General features: G+C 71.1%; 9 protein-coding genes. 6 read left to right on the top strand and 3 right to left on the bottom strand.

Going from position 1 to position 12,890, the window contains the following annotated elements; translation table 11 throughout:
* Window positions 1–266: 266 nt before the first annotated feature.
* Together U3649_RS04470 and U3649_RS04475 are read left to right on the top strand one after the other, a co-directional pair.
* Entirely contained in the window at window positions 267–1,229 is a 963-nt protein-coding gene (locus tag U3649_RS04470) for a hypothetical protein (protein WP_407353684.1), read from the top strand.
* Window positions 1,219–1,854, top strand: a complete 636-nt coding sequence (locus U3649_RS04475) for a DUF3106 domain-containing protein (protein ID WP_407353685.1) — start codon at window positions 1,219–1,221, stop codon at window positions 1,852–1,854. The genes U3649_RS04470 and U3649_RS04475 overlap by 11 nt, the downstream gene beginning before the upstream one ends.
* Before the next feature lie 79 nt (window positions 1,855–1,933).
* On the opposite strand, the gene U3649_RS04480 is transcribed toward U3649_RS04475, so the two are convergent.
* Window positions 1,934–2,248, bottom strand: coding sequence for a DUF4286 family protein (locus U3649_RS04480; protein ID WP_407354540.1), 315 nt, complete (start codon window positions 2,246–2,248; stop codon window positions 1,934–1,936).
* Between the two features lie 5 nt (window positions 2,249–2,253).
* Entirely contained in the window at window positions 2,254–3,369 is a 1,116-nt protein-coding gene (locus U3649_RS04485) for a DUF3667 domain-containing protein (RefSeq protein WP_407353686.1), read from the bottom strand.
* Between the two features lie 232 nt (window positions 3,370–3,601).
* On the opposite strand from U3649_RS04485, the gene U3649_RS04490 reads away from it, so the two are divergent.
* The gene (locus U3649_RS04490) at window positions 3,602–4,987 is read left to right on the top strand and encodes an MATE family efflux transporter (RefSeq protein WP_407353687.1); all 1,386 of its coding nucleotides are present in this window, start codon (window positions 3,602–3,604) and stop codon (window positions 4,985–4,987) included.
* A 61-nt stretch (window positions 4,988–5,048) separates the two neighbouring features.
* Entirely contained in the window at window positions 5,049–6,935 is a 1,887-nt protein-coding gene (sppA, locus tag U3649_RS04495) for a signal peptide peptidase SppA (protein WP_407353688.1), read from the top strand.
* Window positions 6,936–7,782: 847 nt separating this feature from the next.
* On the opposite strand, the gene U3649_RS04500 is transcribed toward sppA, so the two are convergent.
* A complete protein-coding gene (locus U3649_RS04500; RefSeq protein WP_407353689.1) occupies window positions 7,783–8,814 on the bottom strand; it encodes a sugar kinase in 1,032 nt (343 codons plus the stop codon).
* 196 nt (window positions 8,815–9,010) lie between these two features.
* Here U3649_RS04500 and U3649_RS04505 point away from each other — a divergent pair, with 196 nt between their 5' ends.
* The gene (locus U3649_RS04505; protein ID WP_407353690.1) at window positions 9,011–11,821 is read left to right on the top strand and encodes a TonB-dependent receptor; all 2,811 of its coding nucleotides are present in this window, start codon (window positions 9,011–9,013) and stop codon (window positions 11,819–11,821) included.
* A gap of 311 nt (window positions 11,822–12,132) precedes the next feature.
* A complete protein-coding gene (locus U3649_RS04510; RefSeq protein ID WP_407353691.1) occupies window positions 12,133–12,888 on the top strand; it encodes a ThuA domain-containing protein in 756 nt (251 codons plus the stop codon).
* The last annotated feature ends 2 nt before the right edge of the window (window positions 12,889–12,890 follow it).

The following is a 12,890-nucleotide window of genomic DNA, read 5'->3' on the forward strand; positions in this document are numbered from 1 at the left end:
CTTGTGGCCGTCGCGTAGCGCGTTAAGGCGAGGTTGGCGAAAAAAACGCCAATCGACGATAAGTGATTGGATTCAGCCACTTAGCCGTGAAACAGTTTGGAAACATCGCAAGTCACCAATGTGCAGACACTGTCTATGACGGCTGGGTGACCGCTGTGTACAACCGTTTCCGTGCCTGATCGAGGCGACCTCTTTTTGTGAACCCTGTCAAGAGGCACGTGCGGTGGCCGCGTGGCTATCATGACGGGCTCGATGAAGCCGATCCGATGAGCGCCCGCACCGTGAACGACGCCGCCACGGCGTCGGCCGCCCTCACCGCCTTCCTGCGCGGTGTCGAACGCCGTGCCGCGGTGTTCGCCCAGCTGCAGGTCGGCGACGCCGAGGCCGGCGATGCCGCCCTGGCCGCGGCGATGCGCGACTTCCGCGACGCTGCGGCGCAGGTTCCGTTCGGCGACTGGCCGCGCAGGTTCTGGGCGCTGCTGCTGTCCGCCGAGCCGATGCACGTCCCGCCGCCGGCCCCCGACTGGCCGCCGCGGTTCCGGGATCTGGCGCAGGTGGGGCACGGGCCGCGCGCCGCGCTGCTGTTGCGGCTGGTGGCGAACGTATCGGAAGCCGACGCCGCGGCGGTGCTGGGCGTGGCCCGCGCGACCTACCGGCTGGCGTTGCAGCGGGCGCTGCCGCGCGACGCCGAAGGACGCGCCGACGCCGAGGCCTGGCGCGCGCTGGGCGAGGCGGCGCAACAGGCGGTGCGGCAACTGCCGCCCGCGCGCCTGGCCGAACTGGCGCGCCTGCGCGAAGCTGCGCTGCTGGGGCGTGTCCACGTGCCGCATGCCGCGCACGAACCCGACGAGGCGCGCGTGCGCCCGCGCTGGCTGTGGCCGGCCACGGCCACGGTGGTCGTGCTCACGCTCGCCGCGCTGGCGGCCAGCATCGCCTGGCCGCCGCCGCCGCGGGGCGCCGGCGGTCCGCGCCAGATCCTGGTGGAGCCGCTTCCGCCGGCGCAGGCGCCGGCCGCCACCTACGACGCCGAAGCGGCACTGCTCACCCATCCCGATTTCGAGCTGCTGGCGAGCGGCGGCGGCGATGCCGCGATGCGCGATCCGGCGTTTCATGCCTGGCTGGCGGTGCAGCTCGAGCGCGGCGAGGAAGGGGGCATCGCGCGGCCGCAGCGCGAGGAAACCGAAGCGGACGTCGACGAGTCCTCGATGGGGACCGACGATGCCCGCTAGGCGCGCCGCCGCCGCCGCCCTGTCGCTGCTGCTGGCGCTGCCGGTCGCGGCGGCGCTGCCGCCGGCCCTGCAGCGCCACGCGCAGGCCCTGGCGGAGCCCGAGCGCGCGCGCCTGCTGCAGCGCCAGGCCACGTTGCGCGCGCTGTCGCCCGCCGAGCGCGAGGCGCTGCGCCAGCGGATCGCCGAGTGGAACGCGCTGCCGTTGGCCGAGCGGCGGCAGCGGCGTGACGCCTGGGCGGCCTGGCAGGCGCTGTCGCCGGCGGCCCAGGCGCGCCTGCGGGACGCGGCACGCACCTACGCCGAATTGCCGACCGACCGCCAGCAGGCGCTGAGCGAACGCTACGCCGAACTCGACGGCTACCAGCGCGATGGCTGGCTGCTCGGCCCGGAACTCGGCGCCGACTGGACGCGCCTGCACGGCCTGTTCGCGCTGGTGCCGGCCGGCGAGCGCGAACCGCTGCTGGCACTGCTGCGCGCGATGGGCGAGCGCGAGCGCGCGGACCTGGCGCTGCTGGCGCAACGCACGCCGCCCGAGGAGCGTGCCGCGCTGCGCCGCGCCCTGCTGTCGACGCCCCGGGAAAATCTTGCCGCCTGGCTGCGGCAACAGGTCGGCCCGGCGCCCTGATCGCACCAGGCCGCCCGTTCGGCCGCGTCGACGCGAGCCGTGTCGCCGCGGAAAAAGCTGCCTGGCCCGCGGCGCGCGCCTACCACGGGATACCGCCGGCGTGCAGGATGCGGCGGCTGGCGCGGAGGCGATCACCGAAACGGGCGATGCCGTCGGCGCGCATGCGCGCGGCGTGGTCGCGCAGGTAGCCGTCGGGCGCGTCGCGATCGCGCAGGCGGTACTGCACGCAGAGCGCGATCCATCCGGGCGCGGGCGGCGGATCGGCGACCTCGAAGACCTCGGCGCCGGTGAAGCCCGGCAGCGCCAGCATCTGCCGGACGTGCTCCGCCAGCCACTTGCGGTACGGGTCGGCCTCCCCGCGCGCGATTTCGATGTCGACCTCGTAGATCACCATCACCGCTACATCCCGGCGATCGCGTACATGCCGGCGCCGATCGCGACGAACAGGAACATGAACAGGTAGATCTGGCCGATGACGCAGTACTTGAGCAAGGTCATCCACCAGCCCTGCCCGTACACGCGCTTCTGCATCCACAGCAGGTACAGCGGCATCGACATCAGCAGCAGTCCCTGTATCCAGCCGATCGGCCTGGGCGCCCATGGCGCGTGCGTCCCCAGCCAGCTGGCCAGCAGCGACAGCGCGAATACCAGCAGCAGCGCCAGCATCAGGTAGGCGTGGCTGTACAGGCCGACCACCACGTGCTCCAGGTAGGTCCGGTTGCCGAAGATGTAGAAGAGCTTGAGCAGCAGGGCGAACAGCGGGACCAGGATGAACAGCGTCATCGGCGCGGCGCCGACCAGGGTGCGGGTGAGCGCGGCGGCGCCGTCGCGGCGGGACGAGTAGGCCTCGATGTTGCGGTCGATGCGTGCCCCGAAGCCGTTCGCGTCGGGTTCCGGTTCGTCCGCGGACGCATCCGCCGGGGCGCGCTGCAGCCGCCGCCTGCGGGTCTCGGCCTCGGCGTTGACCACCCGCTCGGCGGCGGCGATCGCCTCGCGCGTCGCCGCGGAGGCCCCGGGCCCGAGCGCCGCGCGTTCGGCCGCCAGCCGGTCGAGTTCGCGTTCGCGCAGCGCATCCACCGCCGCGACCGAATCCGCGGCGGCGAAGCCGGCCCGGTCCACCGCATAGGTCGCCACCGCCTGGCTCTCGGCCACGCGCTCGGCGTCCTGCAGCGCGAGCGCGTCGCCGATCGCGAGCTTGGCGACGAATACGGTCAACAGGCTCAGGACCACGAACAGCCGCATCGGCGCGACGTAGCGCACGCGTTTCCCGGACAGGTAGCGTTCGGCGATGCGGCCGGGCACGAACAGGTCGCGCAGGGTGCGGAAGATGCGCCCGTCCAGGTGCCAGAACGATTCGAACACCTCCTCGATGGCGTGGCCGAGGTGCCGCGTCGGACTGTGTTCGGACTGGCCGCAGAGATGGCAGTAGGCGCCTTGCAGGGCGGTGCCGCAGTTCTCGCAGGCGCGCAGCGGCGCCGGTCGGGGGCTGCGGCCGCGCGGGTCGGGTTCGGACATGCGGGTTGGCTTCCGGGATCTCTGTGTTGCCGCATGCGGCGTGGGTGCGGTGCCTGGCTCCGCCCGTCCGCCGCGTTCGCCGGCGCTGGCGATGCGGAACGCCGGCGGTTTCGTGCGGTCCTGTTTCGGACAGGCTTGCCCGACGGATAAGATAGCGGTCCGCGTCGACCCGGCGCCAGCGCCCGACATCCGTTCGGCCGCGCGGCCGCAGTCGTCCGAGCCGTCTCCCCCAATGTCTTCCTCCGCTTCTCCCCGCGCGCGCCTCGGCCGCGAGGTGCGCACCACTGCGTTGCTCGCGGGCCCGCTGGTCGTGGGCCATGTCGCCACCGGCCTGATCGGCTTCGTCGACAGCATGATCGCCGGCCGCCACGGCACCGCCACGCTGGCGGCGGTGTCGATCGGCACCGCGATGTTCTGGCTGCCGATCATGATCCCGATGGGCACGCTGATGGCGCTGCCGCCGTCGGTGTCGCAGCTCGACGGCGGCGGTCGCCGCCACGAAATCGGCGCGCTGTTCCGGCAGTCGCTGTGGCTGGCGGCGGCGCTCGGCCTGCTGCTGTTCGCCTTCATGACCTTGAGCGTGCATGCGCTGGCGCCGCTGGGGATCGCGGAGGGCATCCGCCCCGGCGCGGCCGCGTTCCTGCACGGGATCCGCTGGGGCGTGCCGGCGCTGACCCTGTACTACTGCATGCGCTATCTCAGCGACGGCCTGCACTGGACCCTGCCGACGATGGTGTTCGGCTTCGGCGGCCTGCTGTTGCTGGTGCCGCTGGGCATCCTGCTCACCTTCGGCGGCTTCGGCCTGCCGGAACTCGGCGCCGGTGGCATCGGCATGGCGTCGGCGATCATGATGTGGACGCAGACGATCGCCTTCGCGCTGTACCTGCGGCGCGCGCGCCGCTTCGCCGACCTCGGCCTGTTCGCGCGGTTCGATCCGCCGCGCTGGGCGTCGATCCGCGACCTGCTGCGCGTGGGCCTGCCGATCGGGGTCACGGTGGCGATGGAGGGCGGACTGTTCATCGTCACCGCGCTGCTGATCGGCCGCCTCGGCGAGGTGCCGGCGGCCGCGCACCAGATCGCGATCAACGTCGCCGCGCTGTGCTTCATGGTCCCGTTCGGCCTGGCGGAGGCGACCACGGTGCGGGTCGGGCACGCCATCGGCGGCGGTCACGGCGCCGCCGGCGTACGCCGCGCCGCCTTCGCCGGCCTGCTGCTGGTGCTGGCCAGCCAGAGCGTCACCGGCATCGTGCTGCTGAGCGGCAACGAGCTGCTGGCGGGCATGTACACCGGCGATGCGGCGGTGGCGTCGCTGGCCGCGTCGCTGCTGTTGCTGGCCGCGGCGTTCCAGTTCCCGGACGGCGTGCAGGTGCTGTCGGCCGGGGCGCTGCGCGGGCTCAAGGACACCCGGGTGCCGATGCTGCTGGCGGCGCTGGCGTACTGGGGCGTGGGCATGACGCTCGGCACCGGCCTCGGCCTCGGCCTGGGCTGGGGACCGCGCGGGATGTGGATCGGCCTGATCGCCGGACTGACCGTGGCCGCGCTGTTGCTGGGGCTGCGGTTCCTGCGCAGCAGCCGCCGGATGCCCACGACCAGCGGCACGGTGACCTCCGGCGCATGAAACCCGGCCGCCGGGCCGCTAAGCTGTGGACAGTCCAGATTTCTTCCCGGAGTACCATCCGATGAACGAACCGCGCCGTCGCGGTCCCATTGTCCGCGTCCTGGCAGGCATCTGGGGCGCGATCAACTTCACCCGGCAGCTGGTGTTCAACCTGCTGTTCTTCGCCGTGCTGCTGATCCTGCTGGCGCTCGCCGCCGGCAGCGCCAGCCAGCCGCTGCTCGACCGCACCACGCTGGTGATCGCGCCGGAAGGACGCATCGTCGAGCAATACACCGCCGATCCGGCCTCGCGCGCGCTTGCGAAGATGATGGGCGACGAACGCGCCGCCGAGGTGCAGCTGCGCGACCTGCTGCGCGCGATCGAGGCGGCGGCGGACGACGACAGGATCGAACGCGTCTACCTGCGCGTCGACCGGTTGCAGCCGTCGGGCATCGCCAACCTGCGCGAGGTCGCCGGTGCGCTGCGCGACCTGCGCGCGTCCGGCAAGCAGGTCGTCGCCTACGGCGACCGCTTCTCGCAGGGCGCCTACCTGCTGGCGGCGCAGGCGGACGAGGTCTATATCGATCCCATGGGCGGTGGCGTGGTCCTCGAGGGCTTCGCCAGCTACGGCCCGTACTTCGGCGAGGCGCTGCAGGACAAGCTCAGCGTCGACATCCACGTGTTCAAGGTCGGCGAGTTCAAGTCGGCGGTGGAACCCTACGTGCTCGACGCCGCCTCGCCCGAAGCCAAGGAGGCCGACCTGTACTGGCTCGGCGACCTGTGGCGGCGCCACCTCGGCGACATCGCCCAGGCGCGCAATCTCAGCGTCGAGCAGTTGGAGGCGGGCATCGACGGCATGGCCGACGGCGTTGCGGCGCTCGGCGGCGACCTGGCGCGCTACGCGCTGGAGCAGAAGCTGGTCGACGGTCTGAAGACGCGCGAGGAAGTGGAACGGCTGCTGGCCGAGCGCGGCGTCGCCGACGACGATGCCGAGGGCGGCTACCGCAACGTCCCGCTGGAGGGCTATCTCGCCCATGTCGACCGCGATGGCCCCCAGCTCGGCCGCCAACCGCAGGTCGCGGTGGTCGTTGCCGAGGGCGCGATCGGCGAAGGCGACCAGCCGCCCGGCGCCGTCGGCGGCGAATCCACCGCCGCGCTGCTGCGCGAGGCGCGCGAGGACGAGCAGGTCGAGTCGGTGGTGCTGCGGGTGAACTCGCCGGGCGGTTCCGCCTACGCCTCCGAGCAGATCAACCGCGAGGTCGAGGCGCTGACGGCGGCGGGCAAGCCGGTGGTGGTGTCGATGGGCCACGTGGCCGCGTCCGGCGGCTACTGGATCAGCATGAATTCCGACCGCATCTATGCCGATCCCTCGACCATCACCGGCTCGATCGGCGTGTTCGGCCTGTTCCCCAACATCACCCGCACGCTCGACCGCGTCGGCGTGCACACCGACGGCGTCGGCACCACGCGCCTGGCCGGCGCGTTCGACATCACCCGGCCGCTGGAACCGGAGGTCGGGCGCCTGATCCAGTCCAGCGTCGAGCGCATCTACGAGGATTTCGTCACCAAGGTCGCCGCGGGCCGGGGCGCGGAGCCGGCGGCGATCGATCGCGTCGCCCGCGGCCGGGTCTGGAGCGGGGCCCAGGCCAAGGACCGTGGCCTGGTCGACGAACTCGGCGGCTTCCGCGACGCGATCGCCGACGCCGCACGCCGGGCCGAGCTGGAGGAAGGCGGCTACCGCGTGCGCTACATCGAGAAGGCGCCGTCGCCGTTCGCGCAGTTCCTGACCGGCCTGGCCGGCACCCGGATCGGCGCCTCGCTGCTGCAGGACGCCGGCCTGGCACAGGCGCTGCTGGCGCGCGCGGCGCCGGAGATGGAGCGGCACGTGCGCGTGTTCGAGCAGGCGTTGGCGAACGACCGCGGCACACCGGCCAAGGCGATGGCCTACTGCTTCTGCCCGGTGTTCTGAACCGGCGGCCCCGGCTCGAGGCCGCGGCTCGCGACCGCGTGCCCGCGCCTTCGCAGGAGCGTGCAGGAGCCTTCTCCATTGCCGACGGGGCAAGCCCAAGCCCCGTCGCCATGGGCGGCGCCATCCATGGCCCGGCCAGGGGTGGCGGCGTGGCCGAGGGCCGCGCACGGGCAACCCGGTGGCGCAACCCTCTCGTGGCAGCAGCGGAATCGACGGCCTCCTCCTGTGGGAGCGACGGAAGTCGCGACTGCGCGGCATCCGGTCGTCGCGACTTCCGTCGCTCCCACAAGGGCAATCCAAAGGGCAATCCACAAGGGCAATCCAAAGGGCAATCCACAAGGGCAATCCACAAGGGCAATCCACAAGGGCAATCCACAAGGGCAATCCACAAGGGCAATCCACTAAGGGCAATCCACAAGGGCAGCCGGACCATTACGGCCTAAGCCCGTCGACTGCCTGATGCGGTGCGATCCCTCCGGCCTGCGTGCCCCCGGCATCGGGTGAAGCGCCTCACCAGGCGGCCGTGCTCAGCGCCTGACGTCGGGCCGGTCCTCGCGCGCGCAGGCGGCGATGTCGTCCGAGGGCCGCGCATGGGCAACCCGTGGCGCAACCCTCTCGTGGCAGCGGCGGAATCGACGGCCTCCCCCTGTGGGAGCGACGGAAGTCGCGACTGCGCGGCATCCGGTCGTCGCGACTTCCGTCGCTCCCACAAGGGCAATCTACAAGGGCAATCCGAGGCCAGCCGGACCATCACGGCCTAGCCCGGTCGACTGCCTGATGCGGTGCGATCCATCCGGCCTGCGCGTCTCCCCGGCATCGGGTGAAGCGCCTCGGCAGGCGGCCGCGCTCAGCGCCTGACGTCGAGCCGGTCCTCGCGCGCGCAGGCGGCGATGTCGTCGACGTCGGCAAGACCGAAGTCGCCGGGCACCGAGTGCTTGAGGCAGGCGGCGGCCAGGCCGAAACGCAGGGCGTCGGGATCGGCCATGCCGGTGAGCAGGCCGTGCAGCACGCCGGCGGCGAAGGCGTCGCCGGTGCCGATGCGATCGACGATGGCGTCCAGTTCGCGCGCCGGTGCGCGGTGCACGGCGCCCGCGCGGGTGACCAGGATCGCGCCGAGCGCATGCCGGTCGACGCTGTGCTGGGTACGCAGCGTGGAGGCGATGCGCTGCAGCCGCGGAAACGCCGCGAAGGCGCGGCCGGCGGCGGCGACGATGCGGGTTTCGTGGGGAACGTCGGCACCGCTCGCCGGGTCGTCGCCGAGCACCACGGCGACGTCGCGATGGTCGGCGAAGGCGAGATCGGCCGCGGACAGCAGCCGGCGCAGGATCGCCGCCGGATCGCCGTCCCAGGCCGCCCACAGCCGCTGCCGGAAGTTGCCGTCGAAGGACACCAGGGCGCCGGCCGCGCCGGCCGCTTCGGCGGCGGCGACCGCGGCGGCGGCCGTGCCCGCGCCGACCGCCGGCGTCACCCCCGACAGGTGCAGGCAATCGACGCCCTGCAGCAGCGCTGGCCAGTCGTAGGCGTCGGCCGCGGCCAGCGCGAACGCGGAACCGGCGCGGTCGTACAGCACCTCGCTCGGGCGCAGGCCGGCGCCGGTGGCCAGGAAGTACAGGCCCATGCGCCCCGCGGCGCGGCGCACGCCGCGCGTATCGACGCCATGCCGGCGCAGTTCGCCGAGCGCCGCCTCGCCGAGGGCGTTGTCGGCCACCGTGCCGGCCATCGCCGCGGCATGGCCGAAACGCGCCAGCGCCACCGCCACGTTGGCCTCGGCGCCACCCACATGCACCTGCAGCGTCGGGGTCTGCAGCAGCCGTTCGCGCCCGGGGGCGCCGAGTCGCAGCAGAAGTTCGCCGAAACAGAGGATCCGTCGTTGCGTCATGTCGTTGTCCGATGCCGTCGTCTGGGGTGCGAGCGTGCCCGAAAAAACGTTGCGGCAACGCAGCATGCGTCGGCGGGCGAGTTTTGCTACGGTTTTGACCAGCGGTGTCATTTTGGCCGCTCGACACACGATATCAAGCGGTTTCATCCAGTCAAGAACCGCCCGAAGAGCGGAATGACGTCAGAGGAGGGTTGTGATGCGGTATCCAATCGAGACAAAAAAGACACCGGTTACCTTGCTCGCCGCGGCGATCGGCCTGGCGTTGCAGGTGACGGTGGCGGCTGCGCTTGCGCAGGAGCCGGCCTCGCAACCGGCGCCGGCCGCGACGCCTCCCGACGCCACCGAGCTCGACGCGGTGCAGGTCGTCGGCTACCGCGCCAGCCTGGTCAAGGCGCTCGACCTCAAGCGCGACAGCGTCGGGTCGATCGACGCGATCGTGGCCGAGGACATCGCCGACTTCCCGGACCAGAACCTGGCCGAGTCGCTGCAGCGCATCCCCGGCATCACCATCACCCGCGATTCCGGCGAGGGCCGCAACATCTCGGTGCGCGGCCTGTCCGGCGAATACACCCGCGTGCGCATCAACGGCATGGAGGCGATCGCCGCCACCGGCGGCGAGGGCGGGCCCAACCGCGGCCGCGACTTCGACTACAACGTGTTCGCCTCCGAGCTGTTCAACTCGATCATCGTGCACAAGACCGCCTCGGCCAGCCTCGACGAGGGCTCGCTGGGCGCGGTGGTCGACCTCAATACCGGCAATCCGTTCGGCTACGAACGGGGCAGGACCTTCGTGGTGTCCGGCGAGGGCCAGTACAACGACCTCACCGAGGACGCCGGCCCGCGCGTGGCGGCGCTGTTCGCCTATCGCGATCCGGAGGACGTCTGGGGCGTGTCGTTCTCGGCCGCCTATTCGGACAGCACCACCAAGGAGCTGGGCCAGAACACCGTGCGCTGGGAGCGGGCGCCCGTGAGCCTGGCTCAAGAGCGGTTCGGCTTCCGCTCGGTACGTGGCGTGAATTGCTTCGCCAACCAGGACGACCCCGGCTGCCAGGACATGGTCAACTCCTTCCATCCGCGTATCCCGCGCTACGGCGAGATCGAGGTCGAGCGCGAGCGCCTGGGCCTGACCGGCAGCTTCGAGCTGCGGCCGAGCGATTCCACGCGGCTGAGCTTCGACGTGCTGCACTCCAAGCTCGACGCGGCCCGTCGCGAGAAATGGCTGGAGGTGCTGTTTCGCGGCAACCAGTACGGCATGGACGTGACCGACTACACGATCGACCCGTCCACCAATAACGTGACCAGGATGGAGGTCGACAACGCCTGGGTGCGCTCCGAGAACTTCGAGAAGGTCTGGACCACCGAGTTCACGCAGTGGAGCGCCAACCTCGAGCAGCAATTCACCGACACGCTCACGGGCCACCTGCTGATGGGCCGCTCGACCTCGAAGCTCGAGTTCCCGCACGAAATCACCTACATGTACGACAACCGCAACTACGACGGCTTCATGTACGACTACACCGACGACGAGAAGCCGGTGATCGCGTACAACGGCGCCGACGTGACCGATCCGGCGAGCTTCCAGATGTCGGAATTCCGCGACCGCCCGAGCCGCACCGAGCACAGCTTCGACACGATCTCGGCCGACGTGGAGTGGGCGTTCAGCCCGTCGTACTGGCTGCAGGCCGGCGCGACCTACCGCCAGTTCTCCTTCGAGACCTGGGGCGGCATCCGCGATTCTGGCGTGTGCGCCGCCGGTCTGTACGACTGCGACCCGGACGGCGACGGCATCGCCGACTTCTACGGCATTCCCGCCACCGGCGACCTGTCGGACATCTACGACTTCGACGACGAGACCGGCCCCGGCTCGACCACGCGCTGGGTCGTGCCTGACCTCGATGCCTGGAACGACTTCATCGGCCTGAGCGGCCGGCCGATGCGCGAGGACCAGGGCAACGTGCGCCAGGTCGCGGAAAAGGACACCGCGTACTTCGTGCAGTTCAACGGCGCCACCGAACTCGCCGGGCGCGACTTCCGCTTCGACCTCGGCGTGCGCTACGTCGAAACCGAGCAGTCCTCGAGCGGCTACAACTCGGGCGTCTACGTCTACGTCAACCGCCCGACCTACTCGGATACGCTGCCGTCGGCCAACTTCGCCTGGTCGCTCACGCCGGACCTGATCTGGCGCATGTCGGCGGCCAAGGTGATGACCCGGCCTGGCCTGGGCAGCCTCACCCCGGGCGGCAGCGTCGACAGCTTCAACTACCGGGTCTCGTACCAGAATCCGTTCCTCGATCCGACCCGCGCCACGGCCTTCGACACCGCACTGGAGTGGTACTTCGCGCCGGAGTCGATCCTGTCGCTGGCGGTGTTCTACAAGGACATCGATTCGCGCCCGATCCAGACCGAACGCACCGGCACCTACGCCTCCACCGGCCTGCCGCTGTCGCTGCTGGTGCCGACCTCGCCGGCGGAGCAGAATCCCGAAGGCCGGCCGTGGACCATCTCCACCGTCGACAACGGCCCCGGCGGCAAGCTGAAGGGCTTCGAGCTCGGCTTCCAGATGCCGCTGTCGCTGATCGCCGAGGGCGTGCCGGTGCTGCGCAACATGGGCGTGATCGGCAACTACACCTGGGTCGATTCCGAGGTCGACTACACCTTCGGCGACGAGATCGTGACCGAGCGCCTGTTCGGCCTGTCGAAGAACTCGTACAACTTCACCCTGTTCTACGAGAACGACCGCTTCGACGCACGCGTTTCGGCGGCCTATCGCAGCGACTACATCGACGGCACCAGCGGCACCGGCAACCGTTTCGAGGGTTACGACGATACGTTGAGTATCGATGCCTCCATGGGCTACAAGTTCAACGAGCGCTTCGAGGTGACCCTGGAAGGATTGAACCTGACCGACGACTACCAGGACCGCTGGACCGACATCACCGCCCGCCGCCGCTACGAATACGACCACACCGGCCGGGTCTACAAGGTCGGGTTCCGCTACCGGTTCTGACGCCGCCGACGTGACGCCGGGCACCGTCGCCGCCGCGCAAGCGGCGGCGGTGTGTTGCGTATCGATGGACGCGCCCCGTTCTTCCTTGCCCCGCACGCCCACGCCCGTACGCCCGGCGCGGCACGCGCCACAAGCGTCGACAGGCCCTAGGGCTGCCGAAGCCGGCGTCCGGAAGGCGTATTCGGGTTGCGCGGAAACGTCCGGACGACCAAGATCGGGGACGTCCGGAGGTGACGTCGATGTCTGCAGGATCATTGGCCCTTTCAACCGATTCGCGGTGCGCGCCCTACGGGCCGCGTCGTGCCGCGGGCATGATCGCCGGCCTCGCCGCGGCGGCGGCGGCGCTCTGGCTGGCGCCGGCGCCCGAGGCCGCGTCGGCGCCGCCGCAGGACGATCCCGACGTGCGCGTGCTGGTGTTCACCAAGACCGCCGGCTTCCGCCACGCATCCATTCCCGAGGCCGTCGCCACGCTGCGCGGGATCGCCGCCGAGCACGGCATCGACATCGTGCACAGCGAGGACGGTGCCTCGTTCACCGGGGCCAATCTCTCCGGCTATCGCGCCGTGGTGTTCGCCAACACCACCGGCGACGTGCTCGACGCATCCCAGCAGGCGGCGATGGAGGCGTTCGTTCGCAACGGCGGCGGCTTCCTCGGCCTGCATTCGGCCGCCGACACCGAGTACGACTGGCCCTGGTACGGCGAGCTGGCCGGCGCCTGGTTCGACAACCATCCGCCCGGGCTGCAGACCGCGCGGGTTCGCTTCGCCGATCCGGCGGCGGTGGGCGCCGGCGAGGGCGACGACGCCTGGCGGATCACCGACGAGCTCTACAACTTCGATCGCAACCCGCGCGACCGGGTGCGGGTGCTCGCCACGCTGGAGACGTCGGACTACGTCGGCGGCACCATGGGCAGGGACCACCCGATCGCCTGGTGCCGCGAGTACGACGGCGGCCGCACCTGGTACACCGGCCTGGGCCACGATCCGCGCGTCTATGCCGATCCGGTCTTCCTGCGCCACGTGACGCGCGGCCTGCGTTACGTCGTCGGCGCCGACGACGGCTGCTGACC

It is taken from the genome of Luteimonas sp. R10 (assembly GCF_045689605.1).
In the GTDB taxonomy this organism is placed as follows: domain Bacteria; phylum Pseudomonadota; class Gammaproteobacteria; order Xanthomonadales; family Xanthomonadaceae; genus Luteimonas.